Below are 25440 nucleotides of genomic sequence, written 5' to 3' on the forward strand. Positions count from 1 at the left end.
AAAAATTTTTAACCGTTATCTGGCGTTATCTACCGTTATCTGGCGTTATCTACCGTTATAAGGCGTTATCTACCGTTATAAGGCGTTATCTACCGTTATAAGGCGTTATCTACCGTTAGAACCCAGTACGCGTAACATTTGAAAATCGGGAATAATCTGCAACCAGGGCGCTTGAGACGGGACTCCGGACCGCTGACATCCCTTCACTCTCAATCACTCCTTTCAAATTCATTAACGACTCCTTTGTCATACAACCCAACTGTATGGTTCCACTCTAAATGAGTCAACAATTTCTCACCATACACATGAAGGTATAAGCCCACCTTGTTTGCACCAGCCTCAACTCCTCCTCTCAAGCCTTCCTAATACATCCGCCCCTGGATTCCATTCGACCACCGGATGACCGCTGCCTAGACGACGACTCACATCTTGGCGGGCTGGAAGCGAAAACGGTCATCACGAGGGAGGCCTGAACCAAGCAGGTAAGTCGCCAAAGTGCAGAAGGTCAGACTCCGGTATGGATCTGGAAACAACTTCCGTTCCGCTTCAACGAACAAGAGTTTATTTTCCAGATCCAGGCTTGCGCCCGCCTGCGGGAACGCCTCAAATAAATGGCGCACATGTTGTTTGGGATCTGGGTGCCAGTGGATTACGTGAACTTCGCAGTCTTTTACCTGTCGCACCACATGGCTCGTCTCGGTTTGGAGAGGGCCAAAGAGCATATTCAAGGGGTCAACGTCTGGCAGGGGAGAATCAACCCCCACCAATACGAGATTCCAGTGGGGATCCAACGCTGTTCCCCGGGTTCGAATCTGATTGCTCTTCATCACAGCCAGGCGGGGTTCCCACAATTCCTTGTGAACCTCTCGGCTCAGCACCTGACTCTGTTCCTGTCGCCGCTCGGTTACTGCTTTCCATTCTCTCTGTTCTTCCTCCATCTGGAGTTCAGTTTTTCTGCCCGCACACACCTCACACAAATGTCGCTCGGTTCGCGTCTGATGTCCCGGCGGACCCATTATGCGGGTTTCATGAACATGTGCGGAACGCTTCTGGCAGATCTGGCAAAGCATGGCGAAATGTACACCATCCGCATCGGTCGGCAAACCGTTTCAGGAGGAACGGGAACTGGTCGCGCGTGCCGGGCAATGCTCCAGGAATCGGCACTCTCAGTTGTTGCGATGCCATTTATGCGACGACCTGCCCCCCTCAATCTCCGCTCCATTTGTAATCGTAACTGGCGGGCGGATCATAAAAACAGGTTGCCAATAAATAATCACTGTTCCAATAAATCTTGATGTAGCTGACGTGACCATCTGCGAAACTGACATTGTTCCTGGCATTGTTAACTCCCGTCCCAACTGGTCCCGCAGGTATTCGCTTCGGTTCATGCCAGGAAAATGGATAGAAAGCTGAGTTTTCAACGACCAAAGCCGTTTTGACCGGATCCTTTATCTCAGCGAGTTTTCGACCAAAAAGGCCGGGTAAGGACGTCTGGTCGGGCAACGTCGGCGCTGCGGGGGTTGTCCCACCGAGACCATTATATCCATAACTCGAAAAGTCAGCATAGGACTGGTTGTGCCAGGCATCCGCCACGGGCGTCCAGTTTTTATAAAAAAACGTGTCCGCCGGGCAGGCAAAGAGCTTGTCCTGCGGCGACGATGCGCCCTGAAGGCCGGCATAACTCTTCACGAGGTCCTTGTAAACAATTTCGAAGGAATTGGTTTCAAATCCATCGGCAATCGTGTTCGGAACGGATGGAAGCATGTCGTGGTTATCCCCTGCATAGAGTTGAACCGCAAAATTGATCTGTTTCAGATTGTTCAAACAGGTGGTTCGCTTTGCTCTTGCCTTTGCGTTGCTCAAAGCCGGCAACAATAGCGCCGCAAGAATCGCGATGATGGCAATGACCACCAGCAACTCGACAAGAGTAAATGCGTTTCTGCGTGAAGGCACCGTGGTGTTCATACACAATCAATCGCCGCTCCATTTGTAATCGTAGCCGGCAGGCGGGTTGTAGTAACCTGTATAAGTATCAAAATTACTATCCCAATAAATCTTGATGTAGCTGGCGTGGCCATCCGCGAAACTGACCATATTCAGCGCATTGTTAAATCCAAATCCTCGCGAAGGCACTTGCGGTTTATGCCAGGAAAAGGGCCAAAAAGCTGGCGCTTCGGTAACCAAAACGGTTTTGACCGGGTCTCTAATCGCACCCAGTTTCCAGCCAAAAAGGCCGGGAGAATTAGTCTGATCAGGTAACGTGGGTAGCGTGTCGGTTGTCCCGCCGAGGCCATTGAATCCATAACTCGAATAGACGTTGCTGGTGCTTTGGAAAATACTCTCAGCCATGTATACAGTGCCGGAATACCAGAATATATCCGCCGGACAGTTAAAGACCTTGTCCAGCGGTGACGGTGCGCCCTGGAGGCCGACATATTTCATCACGAGAGGCTTGTAAAAAAGGGCGAAGGAATTGGATGTGAGTCCGCCGCTTACAGTGTTCGGCATGGCCGGCAATGTATCCTGGTGATCCCCGGCATACAGTTGGACGGCAAAATTGATTTGTTTCAAATTGCTCGAACAGGTCGTTCGTGTCGCCCTTGCCTTCGCGCTGCTCAAGGCTGGCAACAACAAGCCCGCTAGAATCGCGATAATGGCAATAACTACTAGCAACTCGACCAGCGTAAAGGCATTTTCGCGTGAGGGCGTTCTTTTCATCCGCAATCAATCCCCCCGCCATTGATATTCATAGCCCGCAGGCGGGTTGTAATTACACGCGTTCACAAAAAACCCGCTGTCCCAGTAAATCTTGATGTAGCTCACATGCCCATCCACAAAACTGACCAGGTTTTTGGCATCCTTAAACTGGCACAGTCCGGCCGGCATTGGCTTCGGTTCATGCCAGGACCACGGAAAAAAGGTTGAAGCTTCAGCAACCAATACAGTTTTGGCGGGATTCTTTATTGAAGCGAGTTTCAGTCCAAAGACGCCTCCGTAAGCATCCTCTTCAAAGATGCCGGGTGGCGGGTTCGTGCTCGCGTTCATGCCGCTAAACCCGTAACTCGAATAATAGGTAATGGATTGCCCGCAAAAACTCTCGCCCTTGTATGTGGTGGTTGGCCATTCATAATAAAATGTGTCCGCCGGGCAGGCGAAGAGCTTGTCCTGCAGTGAAGGCGCGCCTTGAAGGCCGGCATATTTCATCACCATGGGTTTATAAAAAATCGCCCAATGATTGGTTCCCACGAAACCTAAAGCCGGTGTCGTCATGGCTGGCAATGTATCGCTGTTATCCCCGGCATATAGATGGAGGGCGAGATTGATTTGTTTCAAATTGCTTGAACAGGTTGTCCGTTGTGCCCGTGCCTTCGCGCTGCTCAAAGCCGGCAACAGTAGCGCCGCAAGAATAGCGATGATCGCAATGACCACCAGCAATTCAATGAGCGTGAAACCAAGTCGCAGGCTGGTCCTTTTCATCAGGGTTGACTCCTTTCAAAAATCATTGGAATTGAGGCGCCGCCTTGAATCCATTTGCCGGTGAGTTTACCGTCCGTCAGCTTCCCGTCAAATACAGCGCCCAACGATTTCCATTCCAGGCGGACGTTCTGCAGTTGATATTTGAAATCGGTGGCGGACAACGGATCGCCCATTCCTTCGAGTGCACACCAGGGCATTGCTAATGTGGATAAAAATGTGCCGTCGGACAGCTTCGCGATGTCCAAATCCAAAGGCTGTTTCATCACCGGCCCCACTTTTACAGCACAAACCGTCTTCCAATGCCCTTGCAAGTCTGTCTTGGAACTGAATGCATAGGCGCTTTCCGGCAACGGCGATTCAGGCACATACTCGGCTCGCTTGAGAGTCATCGGCCTCAAAGCGCCCCTTTCATACCAAGTGCCAACGATCTCCGTCCCGTCACCGTTGATCTTGCCTAGAAACAGGCCTGCACCGCTCATCGGCTTGAGTGTTACCTTGGAATCTTTGTAAGAGACAAAGACGGGCCAGTGGTTTGCACCCAGATACAACGTGGGCCGGTCCATTTCCCCGCGATAGGTCCCGTCGGTTTGTCCGGCAATTTTCCAATTCACCGGCGCCCCGTCCGGTCTTCCGCCGATTTTCCCCTTCCAATAGCCTTGCAAGTCAGCACCGTTGTGCGGCGAGAAATCACTTTCCGCCAACCGCTCCGGCACCGTGTCGGGCGCGTTGGTCCGTGCATAAACGACGAGCTTGTCCCCGACCTGGAACTTCATTTCCGTCCCCTCTCCATTCACCTTGGCCTTAAAGCTGCCCCAGCCCTCGATGTCGATGCGCACGGTGGGGAAATCATACATAATCTTGGAAATCCGTATGTTCTTTATTCCCAAATCAATTACGTCTCCGGTGACGCCGTAAACACCGTTCGTTTTATCAATCGCAAATACGATGCGGGTCTGAGCTTTCTCTCCCAGCCTGACGCCTCCGATATCGAGGCCTGGTGCATCGAGAGTTGTGACTCCCTCCCATGCACCTTGAATGTCCGGCCCTCGCGTTGCGCCCCTCACGTGATCGGATTCCACCCCCACCGTCATCATCGTCACTCCGGTGCTTAACAAAACAATGCCACCTGCAACGACGGCAATTTTCGCCTTGGCCCAGGTGATCCATTTCAAACCGGCTTTCACCAGGCCCAAAGTTGGGACGGAAGCCGTTGCCCCCTTCGCAACAGCCACGGCGGTCACAGATTTTGCCAATGCCACCGGCGCGGCTTGAATGGAATTGGCAGCGACCGCTCCCGTTATCGCCGCCACCGACAAAGTGACTCCGCGCTTGCTGAAAAATCGGCGCATTTTTTCCACCGCCCGGCTGACTCGTGTCTTGGCTGCGTTTTCGTTGACCCCCAACGCGGCTCCGACCTGTTTCAAATCTTTCCCTTCAAAAAATCGCAGCACAATGGCGCTATGATCTTTCTCGCCCAACCCCGCCATTGCGACGTCCAGCAGAGGGGCAATATCGGGCCAGCGTGAGATTTCAGGTTCGGGTTGGTTCAACAAGGATTGCATGTATGTCTCCTGTTCGCGACATTGACGGCGACGTTGCGTTCTTACAGCCCTGGCAGCGACGTATTGAGCCGTGCGGCAAAGCCATGCGGAGACAATCGTCTTCGGGCCAAGCGATCCCGCCTTGCGCGCCAGAATGATGAAAGCCGCTTGGGTAACTTCTTCCGCCAGATGAGGATCACCAAGCTGCCGCAGTGCCACCGAATAGACCAGGTTGAGATGCCGCGAGACCAGCGCAGCAAACGCCTCCTCGGATTGGCGCGCAGCATATTCCCGCACCAACTCCATATCCTCGGTCATCATCATGCGAGTATATGCCCGCCGACCGGAAAAGGTTACAACCTTTTTGGCTCACTCCTGGTAATCGATAATTGTCCCCGCCGGTTGTCCAACTTTAATCAACAGCAACCTGGTTCAATTCAACCTGAGCCGATCGTGCGCATCCCATTGCGACATGTCGGACAAAATAATCTGGTCGCCCAATTGCAGGCCACCAATGATTTCGATTGTGCTGACCGAACTGCGCCCCAGCTTGACTGGTACACGCACCGCTGCTCTGCCTTTATCTACAACCTTGAAAAGCCCGATCTGGACATCCGATTGCCCCTGCACAGGCCGGCCGACATACATCACGTTGTCCAACCGTTCGAGTTGGATGGTGCCGTCGACGCTCTGGTCTGGCCGCGCACTCCTGGGTAGAGGCGCATCAAAAGCCACGTCCACCGCCACCGTTCCATTTTCCACCGCCGGATCAACCCGAACCACGTGACCTGTGATGACACCGTTGCGGGTATCTATTTCGGCAGGTTGATCCAGTTGAATATCCCTGGCCTGCGATTCCGCAATTCTTATTGCTGCCTTCAATTTCGTCATGTTTGCGACGCGAGCGACCGCCGCTCCGGCGGCAAGTTGCTGGCCGAGTTGAAGCGGGTTGGCGGGGTCACCCAACCTTTGGAGAACTCCATCCATGCCCGCACGGATCTTGAGCGCGGTCTGCTGCCGACGTTTTAAGTCAAGTTGTGCGCGAAGCTGTGCAATCTTTGCATCCTGCACCTGGAGGCTGGCTTTGGAGGAATCGGCGAAGGCGCTCAACCGTTCCCGCTCAATCTCCATCAGCCTGGCCAACTCTTCGGCTTTGGTTCTCGCCTTCTTCAGGGTCACCGCAGCCGCCAACCCGGCTTTGGCCAGTTCATTTTCAACTTCAAATTCCAGTTTCGCACCGCTGTAATCGGCTTCGGCTGACGCCACCGCCTTCATCTCGGTCAACTTGTCTGTATTCAACTGGACATGCAACTTTGCAAGCTCGGCTTCAGCCCCCTTGAGCTGCCACTCGACGTCAAATACCGCCTGATCCACTTCAGGATTGCTCAAGACAACCAGAATGCTATCGGCCGTCACTCGCGTGCCGGGCAAAATCAGAATCTGCTCAACACGTCCCGCGTTGATGGTAGGAATCCAGCGGATGTCTTCAGGCACCAGTGTGCCGTTACCGCGCGCCTGACGGAGCATTGTGCCGCGTTTCACGGTGTCCATCCAGATGGAGGACTTCTCGACAACCGGCGCGGCGGGCCGCAGCCAGGACCATTCGAGCAGGGCCAGAGCGAAGCCCACAATCGCGGCACCGACTGACAACCAACGTCGTCGTTTTCGTCTCAGGCGAATTTCCGGTGACACCGGCACATCCATTCCCAATTGGTGGTTTGTTCGTTCGGAAATCACAGACATACGAATCAAAGCGCTGTGGTCAATCGTTCAGTTACAATCTGGCCGTCGAACAGGTGGATGCTGCGTTGCGCGTCGCGAGCATAGCGTTCGTCGTGCGTGACCAGACAAATCGTCGCGCCTTCCGTGTGCAGTTCCCGAAGCAGGTCCATCACCGCCTGGCCGTTTTTCGAATCGAGGTTGCCCGTCGGTTCGTCGGCCAGCAGAATGGAGGGGCGGCCTCCAAGAGCGCGAGCGACCGCCACGCGTTGTTGTTGTCCGCCGGACAATTGCGCTGGATAATGCTTTGACCGCCCGGTCATGCCGACTTTGGACAAAGCTTCATCCACACGCTCCCGCCGCTCGGCGGCGGTCAGCCCGCGATAGGTCAGCGGCAATTCCACATTTTCCCAAACGGTGAGATCCCCGATCAGATTGAAGCTTTGGAAGATGAAACCTATCTCGCGATTCCGCAACCGCGCGCGCTGTTCGTAATCGAGTTGTTCCACCGGTTCGCCACGCAGTTCATATCGGCCGCTCGTGGGCGAATCCAGCAATCCAAGAATCGCGAGCAGCGTGGACTTGCCGCCGCCCGACGGTCCCGAGATGGACACATAATCGCCATGGTGAATTTCCAGTTCGACGCCCGAGAGTGCGTGCGTTTCGACTTCATCGGTGAAGAATCTCTTTTCGATCTTATCCAGTCGGATCAGAGGAGTTGTCGTTTGCATGGCATGTAACTTTTCATTCATAACGAAGTGCAACCATTGGATCGGTTTTGGTTGCCCTTCGCGCAGGGATATAACTCGCTGTGAGTGCTACGAGAGCCAACAATGCTGACGCCCCGGCAAACGTCAACGGATCCGCCGAGGAAATGCCGAAAAGCGATGCTGAGAGCGCCCGCGTTAATACCAGCGCGCCCGCAACACCAATCGCCGTCCCGAGCAGTACGAGCTGCATGGCCCGGCCTATCACGAGTCTCAAAATGCTGCTTGGTTGCGCTCCCAAAGCCATCCGGATACCGAGTTCCCGCGTGCGTTGGTCAACTGAAAGCGAGATGACCCCATACAGTCCTACGGCCGCCAACAACAGCGCGAGCACTGCAAACAAAGCAACAAGATACATAAGCTGCCGTTTTGGCATCAGGGATCGATCCAGCAGGTCGGTCATCGTTTTCACGCCTGAGAGGGGCAGGTTTTTATTCAGCGACCAAACCTGGTTCTGCACGGCACTTGTTAAACTTTTGGGATCCGTCGTGGTCCGAATGATGAACGAAATATTCCGGACAGGAATTTGGGGATGGGGAAAGTAATATTGCCCCTTTGCTTCGGCTGCCAATCCATACATCTTCACATGGCCAACTACTCCGACAATTTCCCGCCACACAGGCTGGCCATTCTTCCGGTCAGAATTGATGTGGATGCGTTTGCCGAGTGGGCTTTCATGGGGCCAGAAATAACGGGCGAGTTTTTCATCCACAATCGCGACTGGCGCACCTGAGGCATCGTCGTGCCCCGTGAAGAATCGGCCTTGTATCAGCGGAATGCGCAACGTTTCAAAATAGCCGGCATCCACCGCAATCGGCATTCCATGCGGCAGGCTGGGGTCGCCAGTGAAGCCCTCGATGTCAAAGCTGGCCGTATCGAACCCGCTGCCGAATGGAACAACACTGCCCAGCCCGACCGATGTCGCGCCCGGCAAAACCATCAATTTCTCCACGAGTTCCGAACCGAAGGACGCCACCCGGCTGGATTGCTCATATTCATGCTCTGGCAGGAAAAGCCTGAAGGTCAGGAGATGGGCCGGTTTGAAGCCAGGAGGCACCTTTTGCACCTGAGTGAAACTCTTGAGCAGTAATCCGGCGCCGACGAGCAGCATGATTGCAACTGCCAGCTCGGATACGATGAGCAAACTTCGCAGGCGCTGACGCTGCCTGCCATCGGAGGCGCCACGGCCGGATTCCTTGAGCGTCTCGTTCACGTTCACCCACGTTCCCTGCCATGCCGGCGCGAGGCCGAAAATGGTTCCAGTCACCAGAGAGACCGCGAGCGTGAAACCCACCACGCGCAAATCAATTTCGACATGTTGCCAGCCCTGGATGTATTGCGCAACTTCAACAGGCACGGCAGCCCGCATGATGCCAAGCGCAAAAAATGCAAGCAACAATCCACCACCACCACCAAGGAGCGACAGCAGAAGGCTTTCGGTCAACATCTGCCGCACCAGCCGAAGTCGGCCAGCTCCCAGCGCCGAGCGCACTGCGATTTCCTTCTGCCGCGCAGCCGCGCGTGCCAGGAGCAGGTTGGCTACATTGAGGCAGGCGATCAAAAGGACCATGGCCACTACGCCGGATAATGTCACGAGCGCCGGGCGAATCTCCCCGACTATCATTTCGCGCAAACCCGTCAGTTCGATTCGAGCCGTGCGAATACCGCCAAACACTTCCTGGCGGAAGGCATCCGCCAGGGCATTCATTTCCGTCCTCGCTTGCGTGAGCGTGACGCCCGGTTTCAGCCGGCCAAGGACGAGCAGCGATTCGTCTCGCGACGACGGGTCAGTTACGCCGGGAACTGTCCAGACGTCGGTGTCTCCGCGCAACTTGAATCCGGAAGGCAGAACGCCAAGAATGGCATAGCCGATACCGTCCAGGGTGAGTCGCTTGCCCAATACGTCCGGGTCCCCCTGGAAATCTCGTTTCCAGAAATCGTAACTGATGACGGCCACACGGTTCGCACCGGGTTTGTCCTCCTCAGCAAGAAACAAGCGGCCCTTGATCGCTTTGACGCCGAGTGTTGGAAAAAAGCTGGCGGTGACCTTCATGCCTGACAGACGTTCCGGTTGATCGTGACCTGTGAGAATGGGCGACCATCCTTCGGCCGCGCCCATGTTTGCAAACGATATTGCGTGCTCGCGATAGTGCAGATACCCGGACGGAGAAGCCGGAGCGCCGTATAGGTTTAATTCTGGATAGACATGACAAATCGAGACCAGGCGTTCCGGGTCCTGACACGGCAACGGACGCAACAAGATCGCGTTGACGAAGCTAAAGATGGCGCTGTTCGCCCCGATACCCAAAGCGAGCGTCAGCACCACGACCGCGGTAAAGCCGCGATTCTTGCGCAACATCCGGGCACCAAAGCGAACGTCCTGTAGAACTGTCTCGCCTAAACTGACGCCGCGGAGCGCGCGACATTCTTCGCGCACGCTTTGCACATTGCCGAAGCGCCGGCGCGCCGCGCGGGCTGCTTCCTCCGCCGACATGCCGGCCGCGATGTTCTCCTCCACGCGCTGTGCAAGGTGGAACTGCAGTTCCTCGTCAATCTCCTGCTTCAGGGTGCGCCTCCGCCCAAATGCGCGCAGTCTTGACCAGATTGTTCGTATAGCCTTCATTCCTTACCGAGGTTCAGTCATCGCCCACCTTTCATTGTTCCCTCGCCGGTCATGCGCCTTATGCCGTCCGCAGAACGAGCATGATTGCGCGATGCACCCGTTCCCAGATCGCCGTCTCCTCCTCCAGTTGCTTGCGTCCAGCTCGCGTCAATGAATAGAATTTTGCACGGCGGTTGTTCTCCGATTTCCCCCATTGGGCAGTGATCCAGCCTTTTTCTTCCATGCGGTAGAGGCACGGATAGAGTGATCCTTCCTCCACCACCAGCACCTCATCCGAGCGCTGCTGGATGCTTTGGGCGATGGCATAACCATGCATCGCCCCGGCAGTCAGGGTTTTGAGTATGAGCAGGTCAAGGGTTCCCTGAAGCAGTTCAGCCTTGGAGTTGGTAGCCATAATATTCTTTTCCTAGATATTCTAGGGGAGTATATTGAGCTTCACCTAGATTGTCAAGGGGAGACGATTTTTAAAGAGGCCGGGTTGGAGTCATGCTGAATGGGCGGGGCAACGGGCCAGGTCAGAATATCCGCATTCACGGAATAAAGAGGAAGGAGAAACTCGAGCCGGAACCGCCCGCTGTGCATGGATTGGTGGGATCAAACGTGCTCGCTTCAATGGCTGCAGACGCGCCAATCCTGCCCCGACCAATTTAACGAAAAATCCCGCAACTGCAACCACCCCGAAACTCACGCGCCTTTGGTGGCGGCATGGCAGCCCCCCGTTTCCGTTACCATCATCGTCGTCGCAGCAGCCGCTTCCGTCCCCCTCTCATTCACTTCGATGAAAGCCTGATGCACTGCCTCGCTGAGATAAAGCCAATGCGGATTACCGTCCATGCCGGAAAAGTCAACTGGCGCGGAATCAGAAGCGTCCCGCATTCCCGAACCAGCGTCTTGCTGTGCGCACAATGGAAAGCCTTACCATGCTTAACGGTGGATCTTTTCCCCCAAGCGCCAGGTTCAGAAAGCCGCTTTGACCAGCAGATTTATTATTTCTCGAATGGGCATGACCAGCAGGAACAACGGGAGAACGGGCAAGGCAGTCGCGAGTGCCAGTCCAATCATCGTCCGGTTACCGAATGGTGCGATCCTCATCTCGCTGATGAACCGGAAGGTGTTGCCCAAATCAGCCATGGATTGAATGTCGGGGCTGCCCAATAATGGCTCGTTCTTCGGTCCCGGGCTTTCAATCCACTTTCTTTGAAAGTCGCGTTTGTAGCGGACCTCCAGCGTGCTGTAGGTCATCAGGGCGGCCCGCCTGGCCCTCACCATGACCGGGCTGAACATCAGCAAAGGCCCGAGAAAAAGGATCTCCATGACCACCAGCAGGCCGACCAACGGGACTTGGAACTTTTCAAGACTCGCACCCTCATAAACGATTTGAAAGGCAATCCCCGCGCAGATCACACTGCTCACCCCGAAGACAAGGATGCCGAAGGACTGGTGAGCAACCCCTAGAAAGCCCAGTCCCCCCGCCCGGTCGGCGTGCGCGGGCTCCAGTTCGAGGTTCATCCGCGCGACGTCTCGCAGGAAGAACGTCCAGATGAGAATCCGCCACAGCCAGCGGTACAACAGCAGCAAAACCACCGGCAGGGCCACAAGATGATTCCACAGTCCGGCCAGCGAAAAGCGAAATCCGTATCCCTCCGGTCGAATGACGGACTGCCAACCTGCCAGATTAACCCCAGTGGCAGCTTCGGCGGTGAATTTCCACGCCCCGACAACAGCCAGGGCCACGAGAACAAGCGCCGCCCAGATGGACTCGCGTCGGCGCGCCAGGCGGGCAATCGCCTGCTCGAACGCGGGATAATCCTCCTCTCGAACCAGACCGTCGTGCACAAACTTCAGACCCGCCCGTGTCAAACGCTGACCGATAAGCGCCTCGGCGATGAACAAAAGCGGAAGGCCCACGAAAAAGCGCACATAAGTGGCAAAATCCAGTAGAAAGGATCCTCTGGGCGTCGGCCCAAGTGCGTGCCCTTGCAGGAACGCGAACAGGCACATGGGAAACCAGGTGATCAAGAGCGAAATGATGATGCGCCGCCGGACTGTTGGCTGCCACTTCCGGGCACCGCCAAATCGCTGCATCCACCGGAACAAGGGACCAGCCCCCGTTAGATACAGTTCGCTTTCGTTGGAGACGACTGGGTTGCCGCGTTCTGCCATCATGGTCCTTCTAAATCAAATTGGGAGAGCTTGCCCGCCCAACCGTCATTCTTGCCCAGGTTTATTCAACTCACCTGGGAACATCCCGACGACCTTCTCCTCCGGGTTCGGAGTCCCGCTCTTCAGGCGGTGCCTTTGTAACGACTCGAATCTCTGAAACAACCTCCTCCCACATGGCCCCAGACCATCAACCCTTTTCCAAGCCTCAACGGCCCTTCTCATCGATTACGCCGTGGGTTCCGATGGACACGTTTGGTTGCAGGACGCACGTCACTCACCCAGCTTCCAACGATGCTGGTTAGGGTCAAAAGCTCCATTCTTGACATTACAATGCTCAGCGAACTGCGTCAATTTCCTCCCGGCTCCATCACCCGCCCCATAAACAAAATGCACCCGGTCGACGACTCCCGAATCAAAAAGAGAAACGGATGATCCGCACGAAACTCGCGCGGCTTTGGTGGTGGCTCCATAGCCATACCCATCATGGGCACCATCATCCCCGTCGCAGCAGCCGCTTCCGTGCCCTTCTCATTGACTTCGATGAAGGCCTTGTGCACTGCATCGCTGAGATAAAGATAATGTGGATTCCCATCCATGCCCGAGAAGTCAGCCCGTCCTGGATCAAACGCATCCCGCATTCCCAGAGCTTGCAACGTTTGCGTCAGTCCAAGCCCGGTGGACATTTTGAATTTGGGCACGGTCACAATAACGTCCTGTCCCTCAGTCACTGATGTCCAAGCCGTAAGATTCGTCACATTCAGAGTGCTCTCCAACTGCGCAATGCCATCCTGTTTCTGGGGCAAAACCAGCACCATTTCAAACTGATGCTCGCGATAAGGAATGACCAACACCTTCGCCTGGGCGTTCTCTCCATATTTGAAGGAACCCTCACGGTTCATGAACGGCACCGTGAGCATTCGCTGTGCATTCACATGAAACTTGTCCTGCCGCGTCGCAGATTCCTGGAACGGCGTATTCCAAAGTCCTTTAAAATAAATCGCATTCACCAACACCATTCGCGTGGACGCATTGAGATCACCCGGCCCCACGATCTCAGGAATCTTATGCCGCGTATTCTCATCCACCCACTGATTGATTGTCCTGATCGCTTTCTCCGGTTCGCGCCCATAATCAAGCGGGGTAATCGTCGCTCGGTAATTCACTTTCAAAAGCTCAAGGAACTCCGGTCGGAACCGGTATTGCTTCTGCGGCCACAACGAATTGGCAATATTAAGCTGAGCGCCGCCAACCGACTGCGCCGTTTGCAACGTTCGGTCAAACTGCGCAAACAACGCCGGCAAATTGGTTTCGTTCTGCGGAAAGTGAAGCGCCTGCTGAATCTGGATGGCCGTTTCCCCGCGTGCTCCCGCATAAGTCATCCCCACCGCCGCCGAGATGCTGTAAGGCGAAAAAGCCAGATTACCCTCGCCCGACCGCACCTTCGCATAAAGCTCCAAAGCAAACGCCGTATTGCCCTTCACCAACGGCTTCAAATCCGCATACGGCACCGGCGCTCGATATACTGTTGGAGCATTGGTTGACAATGGATCCGTCTCTGGAATAAGAAGGAGACCCACCTTCGCATTTCCTGAAGGCAACGGTGTAATGGTAACCGGCCCGGGACTGTTGCATCCACACAGAGCCAACACCAGCCAGAACAGACTCATTCCCCCTCTTCGCATAATTTTCGCACTGCTTTAATGATTTAACTCCAGAACGCGATCCGACGTCCCCGGCTTTTTAGGTCGCCCCCGTTCCTCGCGCCGAGAGTGTTCTATGACCGCCACAATGTCAATCCTGACTGGACCAATTCAACTAAAGTTCATTCCAACTGCAACAACCCCGAATCTGCAATGCCCTGTCAGGCCAATGTGACTATCATTCGTGGAAAACAGTATTTTCTCGGAAAGGCCAACGAACATTAATATTCCGGTTCCTCAAGCAGATGGACCCAGGAGTATTTACATGTCGGAACCGTGTTCTCATCATTCAAATTATAACTCGTGGCCGTAAGCTGGTTAACATCTAGGGGACAGAAAGGACCATCTCTAAAGTAGGGAGCTAAATCGCTGACCGTAGGGTTAAAGTAGTACGGGGTCTTGTTCACGAGTGAGAATAATTCCTTGGCGAATCGCATTTTCCTCAAGTTATTAATGCACATTTCATTGGATGGAACATAGGCTGTCGTCCGATAAAACTTCCGTTGCGAAGTCTTTGGCACGGAAAATCCGTTTGCCCCACTGAAAACCAACCCGTTTTTCGCTCTGTCTGTACCATAGTAAATGAATTCTTTGGGGAAGCTATTTTCTTCGGTCCAATTGCTCAGGTTTGTGGAGGATTCAATGCGATAAATCCGGCCCACGTCTCCCAGGATTTTGAACTCAAACCCTGTATCCGAACTGCCAGCTGCCATCAGTTGCGGAGGATTCGCCGTCTCGGTCACCTTCAAAACAGCGACGTCGCTGATGGTTCCGCCGATTTGATTGGAAACCACGACAGAGTAGCCGCCGGATTGATTGGTCGTCAGATTATCCAGACTCAGAATTGGAAAGGTCTCTCCGGGCAGATCAACTCCGTTAAAGCGCCATTGATAGGAAAAAGGAGGCGAATAGGGCGGCGCACCTGCCGCCACGACTCCAAAATAAGTGCTCCCGTTTGTAGTCACTGTCCGACTTGCAGGCTGAACCACAATAAGCGGTGTGTTCGTTTCTGTTATCCTGAGAGTGAAGTCACCATAATTGGTTCCTACGACACGCAAATGATAAGTGTTTCCAGCAGTTGCAGAAAATGTAAAGAAGGGATGCCGCCCAATATCAAGGTTTACACCTCCCACAATTACAAAATCTGTCGCGAAGTCTGTGCCCGTCCAGACATCCATGCCCCCCAACTTGAAAGCGCTGGTTGAAGAATTTAAAACCTCCAATGTTGCTGGCCCGGTAGCCGTGGCGGTCCATGACCACCAAGCGGACGCATCCGCATTGCGGTAACCATAAGCCCAGGGCGCAAAGGTGCCCCAATTCCAGGGTCCCATGGGTTCCCCCGCTTGAATTGTTGCATTGGCTAAAGTCCCGGTAAACGTAACAGGATTCCCCGAAAGAATGATTCTGTTCTCGAAGTTGTCGTTGATCAGCGGGCTCTGCGCAAAAGCACTGGCTCCCAGAAAAAGGATGCCCCCAAACAAAGCATGAAATATAAACCGCTTCATATCAGAACTTTAACTGGAAGAACTACATCTGAAAACATAAATCTTCGACTCAATGAAAGGCATAATCTTGAAAGAAACGCCTGAGGTAACGACCCCACCGTACAAGAGAAAGGGCCGCCACGTCGCCGTGGCGGCCCCCAACCTCAGGAGCTGGTTCGATTAAGGACTGACCACGCGGAAGAACTGACTCCCGCTTCCAGCCGGCAGGACATGAGGATTCGCGGTCCCCAAGCTTGTCCACGTCGGAGTGCCGGATAGTGAACTCGTGGATTGCAGGATGAATCCGGGGCCATTGCTCCAGGACACGGAGACGTTGCTACCAGTGTGAGTGATGCTCAGCACCGGTGGAACCGTACCCGCTGGTGCCAATGGAGTTTGGAAGTCCACCCAGGCGAAGTTGAAGTCCGCATCGCGCAGGGAGGCGATATCTTCACCGCTCGGGCCTGCTCCAGGATTGAGGTAGCGCGATTCGATGATGAAAGAGTTGGCGGGTGTGTTAGTCCCGCCGTATTCATACGAGAGCAAAGCGGTATCCACCACTGTGGGCTGGCTCGCGAAGTAACCAGAGTTGATTAGCATCAGCATGCCGTTCGTTCCAGTCTTGCCAGGGATGGTCAAGGCATAGCGCCCAGTCGAGAGACGAGTAAGGGAAAAACTTCCCGCGCCATGCAGGACGGCGCCGTCCGTGCCACGGACATGCGCGCCGATCAGATTGTCCGCATTCCACGGAACAAACAGGAAGGAGAAACTTGATCCGGCATCAGCTGCTGAGGCGTAGGTGTTGGGATCGTACTTGCTCTCTTCAATACCGCGCACCGCTACTTGCCAACCGGACCCGTCGGCCAGTGCTGCGTTGTTGGCGGAAGGTCCACGAAGGCTGTTGTTTTCGTCGTTGCCCACCGTGAACAGCATGCCATCGGTCAGTGAGTTGACGCCGGGCAATACCAGTTTCGCCAGACCTGAGCTCGTTGGACCACTGCCAGTATCCTGCCAGGTGAGCAGGTCCATGGCCGGCAGAAGCTGGTCCGTAATCCCCGTGGCGGCTGTTCCGCTGAATGAACCCCAGCCGTTACCCCACTTGAACTGCGGCGAATTCGGGATCGACAACGTATTGTCCACGGTGTCGGAGGACTGGAAATAACCAGCCTTCCATCCCTGATCGTATGGGAACCAGGCCACGGAAATAGGAATCGCGCAACGCTGCAAGCCATTCAAATCGCTGGCTCCGTTGTTGATCACGCCCGTCGCGATTTTCGTTGTACGGGTGTAGAAATGCGCGTTCCGGAAGTTGCCACCGGTCATGTCGAAGCCCATGGCCGAGCCGACCCCGTCGAGCTGGACGTAAGTCGCCGCATAGAAGGAAGGCGCCTGGTCGTTCCATCCCTGGCCATTCTTCCGCACGGTGCTCATCACAAAGCCATAACCGGGGGATGGGAAATACGCCTGGCTGGCAGGCACCGTCGGGTCACCGCTGCCAATTCGCTCGCGATTGGGATTCGAATATGGCCCCAAATTTTGCTGCGCCAACACTGGGTCGCGAGGGCTGAGCAGAAAATCCAGGGCGCCAGCCTGATAACGTGCGACGGAGAAACCAGCCGGCGACTCACTGTTGATGGAGAGCAGCACATCTCGCGACACACTGGTGAAACCACCGGTGTTCCAAATGATTGGGCTCGCGGCACCCTGGCTCGATTGGACAGTGTCACTACCGTAACCGAGTCCGTTTGCAGGCAGACTGATGTCCCAGTTGATTCCCATGACAGATTTGTTGGGGAACTGTCCCGGAGCCTGATTGGCAGCCACCGGCGCGCCATTCCAGTTCGGGATGCTCGGTGTGCTCGGCGTGTTTCCGTAACTGGAATAGGTAACGGCCACCGCATTAGTGGTGTCAGTGGGGTCGCTGTTATGCGCAACGGTGCTCAGTCCGACTAACATCGTTTTCGGGAAGTCAGGTCCAGCGGGGACTACCGCGACCAACTGCCAGCCGTTCGTGCCGATGAGATAGCCACCGTTAGAATCGTTTGGGTTGACACCCGTCGAAGGCTTGGTATTCGCAAAATACGTCATGAACTTATTGCCCTGCCGTTGAATACGGAGCCAAACGTCCGGATAGGTGCAGGCACCGTTTGGAACAGTATCAGTCACGTTATAGAGAGTGGCTGAGGTCGGCTGTGTGCCGTTGATATCAGTGGTATCAGCCGGGCTGTGCGTAATGTCTTGCAATCGGGCAATACTTTCGATTTGGCCCTGACGTCCGGACGGAGCCAGGGGGAGCGCGCTGATCTGGATGTTGGCGCTTCCCGCACTCAGATTGGCTCGCGCCATGAGGGAGCCTTTTGGAGAGTCCTGTCCGAGAGGATCAGTCGCAGTAACATTATTCACTCGGACTTTGATATCAAAGTCCCCGGTCACCTGCTGATAAGCATAGGTGAAAGAGTCCGGATTCCCGTAGGTATCACCACCCCCGGCTGTAATCGTGAGCGAACCATCGCTGTTGGTCCCAACACGTGGGGTGATAGGATTGCTGATATTGGTAATTGTCAGTCCCCACTGCATCGATTGTCCCAGGGCCACAGAGCTCGAAGCCTGGCCGCTAAGGGCAAACACCGCCGCCGCGCCGCTGCCGGTATTCCCGGGATTCCAGTTCAGATCAACGCTTGTGACTGGGCTGCTCCCGTGCGCCACCGGAATATCCACGGAATAGAGCCGCGGATTATTATTATTCACGTTATTGAAAGCAGCACTGCGAACATCCACACGCCCGTTTGCGTTCAGGGAGACAGGTGTATTGCCAAACCAGTCCGGCGCATTGAACGAGCCGCTTTCGGTACTGCTGTCCGCATGATGCACGACAAAATCCACGACTACAGGCCCGTGCCCCGCAGATACAAGCAGGGAGAGCGCGGAGAGGGTTGTGGGTGTCACGAGAATCAGCGATCCGTTGTGCGAAGCGTCTATGAACGCTGTATTATTCGCCGCATAGCTGGGAGCCATCCGGTAGCTGTGGGTGGTCGAGGCAGCACTCACGAATGTGGAACCAGCCGTCGGTAAGCCTGTGGTGAGAGCAGTCGTGTTATAACCCTGTTCATACCAACTGTTGCCATCATTGTTCACTCCATCGTCCATGGATGCCGTTGTATAGCCTCCATTCAGCGGTCCTGTCGCTTCGACGATCATGTCCTTATTGTACCCCGTGACGGCGATCGGATTGAATCCAGTCCCAGTCGAACCGCTGACGGCAAAAATACCGGCATGACCACTGCCGGAGCTGTAAGTAAGCGTGATGTTCGTCACGGCACTCGTAGTGTGTGTCAGCGCGATGTCAGCGCTGTACAGCCTCGGGTTGCCACTGTTCACATTACCAAAGCCGGGACTTGGAACCGTTACACGGCCATTGGCTGTCCAAGCCTGGTTAGCTCCGCCAAACCAATCCGGCGAGACGAACGTTCCCGTGTCGCTGCTTCCATCAGCATGGCGCACCGTATAGCCAATGGTGACGGAACCACCGCCGGAACTGACAAGGAACGACAAGGCCGAATAGGCCGCTGCTGTCGTGGTCAGCGTGGCGCTGGTGACCGTGGAGTCAAGCAACACCGAGTTATTGGCAGTGTAAGTGGGGGCCATTTGATACGCATGATCGCTTTGCGACTCACTGGTGAAAATCGAATTGGCCGTGGGCACCCCCGTGGTTGGATCGGGTTGATTGTACCCCTGTTCGTACCAGGTGTAACCGGTATTGCCCGTGCCCGCGTCCATGGAAGCGGTGGTCAGCGTGGCGGGCGCGTGTGGCGCGGTCTGTTCGACGACCATATCCTGGCTGTAACTGCCCGGAGTCAGGTTGATCGGCACAAAGTCCGCGTTTGCGATGCCGGCACATGCCAGCACCAATCCTACAGGTAGAATGCTTCGTTTCATAGATGGGTAAGGATGATTCCGGCACTGCGAATCACACCCGTTTGATATTTGTCGCTGTTGTTTCTGCTCGCCACTGGTAATAATTTCCCCAAGCCACCAGCCGGGCCATTCCGCAGGTGATTCGCTGAGTATGGTCGGGAGTCGAGATGGCCGGTATCATCCAAATGGATGATTTTGGCATGGGTCAGTGAAGAAATTTAACGACGGCTTCGGTCCGTGAACGGACATGAAGCTTCTCATAAATATGCTGCAGGTGAGTCCGAACCGTGTTCACGCTGACAGAAAGACGTTCTGCGATCTCTTTTGTTGTATAACCCTTTGAGAGTTGCTGGAGAATCTCCTCCTCCCGTTGGGAGAGCTTTTCGTTTTTGACCGGCTCGCGCGGCACTTCACGAAAAGATTGTACAACCCGCCTCGCAATCTGGCTGCTCATCGGGGCGCCACCCTGCTTCACATCCTGGATGGCACTCAGGATGTCCGCCGGGTCTGCGCGCTTCAGCAGATAGCCGCCCGCACCCGCCTTGAGCGCGCCAAAAATGCGCTCGTTATCCTCATAAACTGTCAGGATCAGAATTTGGATCGACGGACATATTTCCTTCAGCCGGCGCGTGCAATCAAGACCGGACATCTGCGGGAGATGGATGTCCATGAGAACGACGTCCGGCATCAATCGAGGTAATTTTTGCAGGGCCTCCTCGGACGTGCCGCACTCGCAAATACACCGATGTCCCGGGGCTTCGTCCACATAGCGGGCGAGCGTGGCACGGAAATCACGGTTGTCTTCAACAATGGCAACAGTCGTCAGCATAATTCACTGGCATTGGCGCTTGGGCATAGATGCGATTTTGGTATAACAGATCTGGGTTGCGGGAGTATCCCCCAAATGGATGATTTCATGGTCTTATCTCCGCTGATTTTAAAGGCAATTCGAAGCGACAAACGGTGCCTCCCTCGACCCGGGCTTCACATTCAAACCGGCCACCAATCGATTCAAGGCGCCGGCGCATGTTCGCCAATCCCTCGCCTGTAGCTACAGTGGACGGCACAAGGAGTCCCACCCCGTTATCCTCCACTAATATCCGCAGACGTTGCGAATCCCCCTGAATACGGAGCCAGACTTCGCTTGCCTGCGAATGTTTGGCGATGTTGTTCAGCGCCTCGCGCACGCCGAGATAAAGATTGTGACGCACCTCGGAGGTCAACGGCACGGACGGCAGGAAATCATCCACATCCAAACGACATCGAATTGGCGTGGCGCGGAAAAATTCCTCCGCAAATTGGCACAAATAGGTGGCGAGGCTCGGAAGCGAATCATTGGCGGGGTTTACCGCCCAAACGATTTCGTCCAGTGAGGTCACCAGTTCATGAGACTTCTCCGAAACTCTGGCCATGCGGCCGCGTGTCGTTTCCGGCACGGTGCCGTCGCGACTCTCCAACGCGCTCAAAAATCGGATCTGGGTGAGCGCAGCTCCCAGATCGTCATGTAAATCGCGCGCAATCCGGGCTCGCTCCTGCTCCAACTCACGCTGCCGTTCAGTGTGTTCATGGCGGCGCATTTCGGTCGTGAGCTGTTGGGAGCGTTCCTCGACCTGTCGGCGGAGCAGTGTGATCCACACCAAGGCCACGCAGATCATGGCTGCCATCGCGCCGACGACCACCATGGTGCGCTGAAGCGTCCACCAGGAAGGACGTTCGAGCACTCGCACATCAGATGGGGAGTTCAGGAGCAATTCGAAAGAATCAGTATCCTGCCCGGAGCCCCTGTCCCCCTGACCCGCATAAACTCCGGTCAGTTCAATCCGGGTTCCAGGCTGCAAATCCTGCAATCGCCCCAGCCTGGTCTGTAGCCGGGCAACAAAGCCCTTTGCCCCAGATTGCAGGACGAGCACCTGATCAGCCCGCTCGATGCTGATGCTCGCCAGTCGCGACTCGATCTTCACAAGCGTCGAATCATATTGTCCGCGAATCGGAGCGTTCGGGGGCAATATAATAGGACCCGGCAGCGGAGAGTGGCCGGTCACCCGGACTAAAGGCTCTCGCAAAACGGGCGTAGGACCGCCCAATTCCGGAAATCCAACCACCTCCACCCGGTCGCCCACGGCGACCCTGGTTTGAACCTTGGGAATAAATGTTGCCCTGAAGCCATTGGTTCCATCGGCCAGGAATAATTCCTCACCACGTTGGTGAAGAATTTGCCCGGATAACTTCACCCGTTGAAGAGCGCCAGCTCGTGGATCAAATAAAAACAAATCTCTCGCAGACTTCAGAGGAATGGAAAAGGGGTCGGCAGGCGCTGGCTCATCAACGGTAATCGCAACGTTGCAAAGATCCATCCGCCCTACTTCTATTTGCTGCGTGGTAATGTCACGAGCCGGTATCACGCAACCTCTCACCCTGATTAATGCATTCTCATATTGCTTAATCGACTGAAGTCCGGCTTCGGGAAGTCGAATCTGAATTTTTCCCGCGCGAGTGAGCAGGACCATGCCGTCGGTTTCAACCGCCGTGGCGATCCCCTGCACTTCCATGTACTGGGTATCGAGACTGCCATTGATCAGTTGGTCCCAGGAGGGACGTACCGGCTCCGGCAGAGTGCCCGGCCCCAGACGGACGGCTCGACGCGCCTGGATGTTGGGCGCAAACTCATTATACGTGGTTCCTTCGATTTCCCAATAATCACCGGTCCGCGGTCTCTCGCCTCCCACGAGGTCAAACATCCGAACATAAATCGACCAGGTGGAATCCTGCACAAAGATGCCTTCGCGTCGCAGTGCCGTAACAACCCCGCGGATTTTTACGGGATAACCACGCTGCGCTTCCTCACGGCTCAAGTGTTTGATCTCTTCGATCGTCGCAAGCAAAGGCAGGGGCGCCGAGTTTGGGCGTAGCTGGCCATGGTTCTCCGCAACTGCGTCCAACACTTCAATTTGTTTCAACCCCGGCGTCAACAACTTGCCAGCCACTCTCTGGCCATCAGTGGTATAGGTGTTCCGTGCGATACCGGTTGCGCGTATCCGGCGGTTTAGAAAAGTTGCGGCCGGAGTGCCCGAACTCTCGGCAACTTCAACCCGGAGCCGGCCGGAACCGGAACTCAGTTCCAGTTCCAGAGTGCCACTTTGTTCACTGGCGAAAATGACCGTCCCTTCCACGGTTGACCATTGGTTCTGTTGCGCTGGCGGGAGATGTTGACGGGCGGAAATTTTCGAAGGCTCGGGCCATTGGCCAGTGCCAATCACCTCGGTTCTCGGCGATGCGTCATCAATGGTCAATAGACTGCCATCATCGGAGCGGAGATAAAAGGTGTAAACACCCTCGTGCGGCACCTCAAGATACCCGGTGAAATCGAGACCGGCATTGGTGTTGCGCGTCGCCAGAGAGCAATCAAAGTTGGTGGCCACTCCCTTCGCAACAACTTCCGACTGGCTCCAATCCGGCACCGCAGACCATTCACCTTCGTACGCGCGGTAATTCAGTCCGGAAGTCCATCGAATCGAGCCTTCTGCCGTGGTTACCGGCAGCAATAAGGCGGAGTCCGGAATTTTTTGGCGAGTCATGCCCGGCCCTTGATAAGACACCTCCAACCCACAAGGCGGCATGTGATTGTACCATGGCACATGGATCGAATGTTTGCCGGCTTTCAGAAAAATCGCTCCGGAGAGTTCAATCATGCCATGAATGCCCTCGTTGTTCACCAACGGCCGACGCCGCAAGCTTAATCGCTCCCCTTCCACGGTGCAGATCCCTTCCACGATAATGTTCATCTGCGGTCGAACAGATTCTCCCGGCACCTCCATCTCAATCACAGCCACGCCTGAATTGTCCTTCAATCCGAGCATGTCACGCTTCGGGCTTACCCACAAAACTATCCCTTCCAGATGAATCGGGCAGTCGATCCTCCGCTCGTCGTTGTTCAGTTGGAGAAGCTCGGCTATCTCCGTGACTTTGGGGGCAAGACTCGCGGCGAAATTTGTTGCTGCAGAGTATTGAGAGTCGGCTTTGGCTTCATGCACTGCGCCTGCGCACAACCCCAGGAAAAGCAGAGAAAACAGCAAGGAACAAAGCCGCTCGAACAAACGTTCGCTGGCGAACTCCCGGGCAGAAAACAAGGAAATTAAGTGCGACAATAATCCATCTTCTGCCTGAGAATAGAACGCATTTCAAACAATTTCCGCTGGATTTGTTTTGCCGGGGCCGAGGCTGACATCCCTTTAGAGCCGGAAAGGAAAATCGTGTCGTTCAGCCAGGGCAGTTTACCAACGCGGGTGATTTCAACTCCTGCAAACGAAAGTGGTTGGTACAAAAAAATGGAGCGAGCGAAGGGATTCGAACCCTCGACGTTCACCTTGGCAAGGTGATGCTCTACCAGACTGAGCTACGCTCGCTTCCTAACAGGCTCGAAAACACTACGAGAATTCATCCAAATTGCAAGCCCTCTTTTATTTATTCTACTTCATCAAATATTTAAGCCGGCCAGCGAGACTCAGCCTCGGGAATCCTGCAAGCACCTGCCATTTAAACACCTAAATGCCAAACGACTACACTATTTCAACTCGGTTCTGATTCGTGTTCGTTTGGGTCCATCTCGTGGTTACTTCCCGAATCGCCTTACGCAAACAGATCCATAACCGGCTTCCCCTTCCCATCCTTGGTGACATAGAATGGCCGCTTTTCAATGTCATAGCTGAGTTTCGGCGAAATACCCACCGCCCGGTAAATCGATGCATGCAGATCCTCGATCACCACTCGCTTTTCAACCGTCGTGCAAGGACGTTCATCCGCCGTCTTGCCATGCAGATACCCTTTCTTCATTCCGCCGCCAAACATCAACACACTGCCGGCATCCGTAAAGTGCCGGTGCATGCCGTAGTACTTCATATCGTTGATGACATCGGGCACCACGACCTGGTTTTTCACCAGATTTTCAGGTTTTCCTTCCATCATCATGTCGCGGCTAAACTCGCTTGCGAGCACGATCAGCGTCCGATCCAAAAGCCCCCGCTTCTCCAGGTCCAGTACCAGTTGGGCAATCGGCGCATCAATCGACTTCTTCAAATCCACCAACCGGGTATGCCCATTTTCGTGCGTATCCCAGTTCACGAACGGAATATACTCGGTGGTGACTTCAATAAATCGCGCTCCCACTTCCGTCAACCGGCGCGCCAAGAGGCAACCCAACCCAAACTTGCCAGTATTATACTTATCGTAACTCTCCTTCGGCTCGAGCGAGAGATCAAAGGCCTTTGAGGCCGGAGAACTCAACAGTCGATGCGCATTGTCCATCGAGCGCAGCAGCGATTGTTGCTGATAATCGCTTCCATATTCCATAATGGGACTTTTCGCCATCAGCTTGCGGTAAAACTTGTCGCGATTCTCGAACCGCGATGGGCTCATGCCCGCTGGCGGACGCACACTTTGCACGGCTTGCTCCGGATTGGAGATGGCAAACGGCCCATATTCGCTGCCAAGAAAACCAGCCGTATGGAAAGCCTTCAGCTCTTCCCCTTCACCCAGGTCAAAACGCTGCCCAATATCGATGAACGCCGGCACCGCCGGGTTCAATGGCCCCAACGTGCGCGCAATGAAAGCGCCCAGATGCGGTGCCGCCACCGTCTGCGGCGGAGCATAGCCCGTGTGCCATTGGTATTGATGCCGCGAGTGCAGGATGAAACCGAGATCTCCAGCAGTATAGGAACGAATCAGCGTGGCCCGATCCATGACCTTCGCAATATTCTCCAGGCCCTGCGATACCTTGATATTGTCGACCGCCGTATCAATCGCCGGGAACGTGGACAGCACCCGGTTCGATTCCAGCCCCTTCTCATAAGGAGTGTAGCGCTTGGGATCGAACGTCTCGGTATGTGCCATGCCGCCAGCCATCCACAGCACGATCACCGTGTCCGCTGTCGGCTTGATTTTCTCTTCCTCTGCCGCCCACATGGCGCACGGATAGCCTGCAGCCAATGCTCCCAGCGTGGCGGCGCTGGCCGTTTTCAAAAAGTCTCTCCTGCTCCACTCATTACTCATAACAAT

General features: G+C 55.0%; 17 protein-coding genes and 1 tRNA gene. All 18 read right to left on the bottom strand.

The window, feature by feature from the left end; genetic code table 11:
- Positions 1–422 precede the first annotated feature (422 nt).
- A complete protein-coding gene (locus CFLAV_RS15225) occupies positions 423–938 on the bottom strand; it encodes a hypothetical protein (RefSeq protein ID WP_150107441.1) in 516 nt (171 codons plus the stop codon).
- 268 nt (positions 939–1206) lie between these two features.
- Positions 1207–1965 (bottom strand): prepilin-type N-terminal cleavage/methylation domain-containing protein, encoded by a 759-nt coding sequence (locus tag CFLAV_RS15230; protein ID WP_007415656.1) that lies wholly within the window; start codon positions 1963–1965, stop codon positions 1207–1209.
- Positions 1966–1971: 6 nt separating this feature from the next.
- The gene (locus CFLAV_RS32375; RefSeq protein ID WP_007415657.1) at positions 1972–2718 is read right to left on the bottom strand and encodes a type II secretion system protein; all 747 of its coding nucleotides are present in this window, start codon (positions 2716–2718) and stop codon (positions 1972–1974) included.
- Positions 2719–2724: 6 nt separating this feature from the next.
- Positions 2725–3477, bottom strand: a complete 753-nt coding sequence (locus CFLAV_RS15240) for a DUF1559 family PulG-like putative transporter (protein WP_007415658.1) — start codon at positions 3475–3477, stop codon at positions 2725–2727.
- The gene (locus tag CFLAV_RS15245; RefSeq protein WP_007415659.1) at positions 3477–5342 is read right to left on the bottom strand and encodes an RNA polymerase sigma factor; all 1866 of its coding nucleotides are present in this window, start codon (positions 5340–5342) and stop codon (positions 3477–3479) included. The genes CFLAV_RS15240 and CFLAV_RS15245 overlap by 1 nt, the downstream gene beginning before the upstream one ends.
- Positions 5343–5450: 108 nt before the next feature.
- Positions 5451–6761, bottom strand: coding sequence for an efflux RND transporter periplasmic adaptor subunit (locus tag CFLAV_RS15250; protein ID WP_007415660.1), 1311 nt, complete (start codon positions 6759–6761; stop codon positions 5451–5453).
- 5 nt (positions 6762–6766) lie between these two features.
- Positions 6767–7468 carry an ABC transporter ATP-binding protein gene (locus tag CFLAV_RS15255; protein WP_040548983.1) on the bottom strand — a complete coding sequence of 234 codons (702 nt, stop codon included), beginning with the start codon at positions 7466–7468 and terminating at the stop codon, positions 6767–6769.
- Positions 7469–7481: 13 nt separating this feature from the next.
- Complete coding sequence (locus tag CFLAV_RS15260) at positions 7482–10127, bottom strand: ABC transporter permease (protein ID WP_007415662.1); 2646 nt, start codon at positions 10125–10127, stop codon at positions 7482–7484.
- Between the two features lie 58 nt (positions 10128–10185).
- Positions 10186–10521, bottom strand: a complete 336-nt coding sequence (locus CFLAV_RS15265) for a PadR family transcriptional regulator (RefSeq protein WP_007415663.1) — start codon at positions 10519–10521, stop codon at positions 10186–10188.
- A gap of 290 nt (positions 10522–10811) precedes the next feature.
- Positions 10812–11003 (bottom strand): serpin family protein, encoded by a 192-nt coding sequence (locus CFLAV_RS15270; RefSeq protein ID WP_007415665.1) that lies wholly within the window; start codon positions 11001–11003, stop codon positions 10812–10814.
- A gap of 81 nt (positions 11004–11084) precedes the next feature.
- Entirely contained in the window at positions 11085–12293 is a 1209-nt protein-coding gene (locus tag CFLAV_RS15275; protein ID WP_040548961.1) for a hypothetical protein, read from the bottom strand.
- 344 nt (positions 12294–12637) lie between these two features.
- Positions 12638–13957, bottom strand: a complete 1320-nt coding sequence (locus CFLAV_RS15280) for a serpin family protein (RefSeq protein ID WP_050785791.1) — start codon at positions 13955–13957, stop codon at positions 12638–12640.
- 254 nt (positions 13958–14211) lie between these two features.
- Positions 14212–15495 carry an immunoglobulin domain-containing protein gene (locus tag CFLAV_RS15285; protein WP_007415668.1) on the bottom strand — a complete coding sequence of 428 codons (1284 nt, stop codon included), beginning with the start codon at positions 15493–15495 and terminating at the stop codon, positions 14212–14214.
- Positions 15496–15654: 159 nt separating this feature from the next.
- On the bottom strand, positions 15655–19410 hold the full coding sequence (locus CFLAV_RS15290; protein ID WP_007415669.1) for a hypothetical protein: 3756 nt from the start codon (positions 19408–19410) through the stop codon (positions 15655–15657).
- 184 nt (positions 19411–19594) lie between these two features.
- Positions 19595–20218: a response regulator gene (locus tag CFLAV_RS15295; protein ID WP_007415670.1), complete on the bottom strand. Its 624-nt coding sequence runs from the start codon at positions 20216–20218 to the stop codon at positions 19595–19597.
- An 85-nt stretch (positions 20219–20303) separates the two neighbouring features.
- A complete protein-coding gene (locus CFLAV_RS15300; RefSeq protein ID WP_007415671.1) occupies positions 20304–23534 on the bottom strand; it encodes an ATP-binding protein in 3231 nt (1076 codons plus the stop codon).
- Positions 23535–23715: 181 nt separating this feature from the next.
- Positions 23716–23792 (bottom strand) — tRNA-Gly (locus tag CFLAV_RS15310).
- A gap of 223 nt (positions 23793–24015) precedes the next feature.
- Positions 24016–25434, bottom strand: coding sequence for a DUF1501 domain-containing protein (locus CFLAV_RS15315; RefSeq protein ID WP_007415672.1), 1419 nt, complete (start codon positions 25432–25434; stop codon positions 24016–24018).
- Positions 25435–25440: the final 6 nt, after the last annotated feature.

Origin of the sequence: Pedosphaera parvula Ellin514, from assembly GCF_000172555.1 — a bacterium.
Classification (GTDB): domain Bacteria; phylum Verrucomicrobiota; class Verrucomicrobiia; order Limisphaerales; family Pedosphaeraceae; genus Pedosphaera.

Excerpts from the sequence above, each read along its gene's own strand:
- CFLAV_RS15255 (WP_040548983.1), bottom strand. The coding sequence starts at position 7,468 with ATGCAAACGACAACTCCTCTGATCCGACTGGATAAGATCGAAAAGAGA.
- CFLAV_RS32375 (WP_007415657.1), bottom strand. The coding sequence starts at position 2,718 with ATGAAAAGAACGCCCTCACGCGAAAATGCCTTTACGCTGGTCGAGTTG.
- CFLAV_RS15295 (WP_007415670.1), bottom strand. The coding sequence starts at position 20,218 with ATGCTGACGACTGTTGCCATTGTTGAAGACAACCGTGATTTCCGTGCC.
- CFLAV_RS15230 (WP_007415656.1), bottom strand. The coding sequence starts at position 1,965 with ATGAACACCACGGTGCCTTCACGCAGAAACGCATTTACTCTTGTCGAG.
- CFLAV_RS15285 (WP_007415668.1), bottom strand. The coding sequence starts at position 15,495 with ATGAAGCGGTTTATATTTCATGCTTTGTTTGGGGGCATCCTTTTTCTG.
- CFLAV_RS15270 (WP_007415665.1), bottom strand. The coding sequence starts at position 11,003 with ATGCGGGACGCTTCTGATTCCGCGCCAGTTGACTTTTCCGGCATGGAC.
- CFLAV_RS15240 (WP_007415658.1), bottom strand. The coding sequence starts at position 3,477 with ATGAAAAGGACCAGCCTGCGACTTGGTTTCACGCTCATTGAATTGCTG.
- CFLAV_RS15265 (WP_007415663.1), bottom strand. The coding sequence starts at position 10,521 with ATGGCTACCAACTCCAAGGCTGAACTGCTTCAGGGAACCCTTGACCTG.
- CFLAV_RS15245 (WP_007415659.1), bottom strand. The coding sequence starts at position 5,342 with ATGATGATGACCGAGGATATGGAGTTGGTGCGGGAATATGCTGCGCGC.
- CFLAV_RS15260 (WP_007415662.1), bottom strand. The coding sequence starts at position 10,127 with ATGAAGGCTATACGAACAATCTGGTCAAGACTGCGCGCATTTGGGCGG.
- CFLAV_RS15250 (WP_007415660.1), bottom strand. The coding sequence starts at position 6,761 with ATGTCTGTGATTTCCGAACGAACAAACCACCAATTGGGAATGGATGTG.
- CFLAV_RS15275 (WP_040548961.1), bottom strand. The coding sequence starts at position 12,293 with ATGATGGCAGAACGCGGCAACCCAGTCGTCTCCAACGAAAGCGAACTG.
- CFLAV_RS15315 (WP_007415672.1), bottom strand. The coding sequence starts at position 25,434 with ATGAGTAATGAGTGGAGCAGGAGAGACTTTTTGAAAACGGCCAGCGCC.
- CFLAV_RS15225 (WP_150107441.1), bottom strand. The coding sequence starts at position 938 with ATGGAGGAAGAACAGAGAGAATGGAAAGCAGTAACCGAGCGGCGACAG.
- CFLAV_RS15280 (WP_050785791.1), bottom strand. The coding sequence starts at position 13,957 with ATGAGTCTGTTCTGGCTGGTGTTGGCTCTGTGTGGATGCAACAGTCCC.
- CFLAV_RS15290 (WP_007415669.1), bottom strand. The coding sequence starts at position 19,410 with ATGAAACGAAGCATTCTACCTGTAGGATTGGTGCTGGCATGTGCCGGC.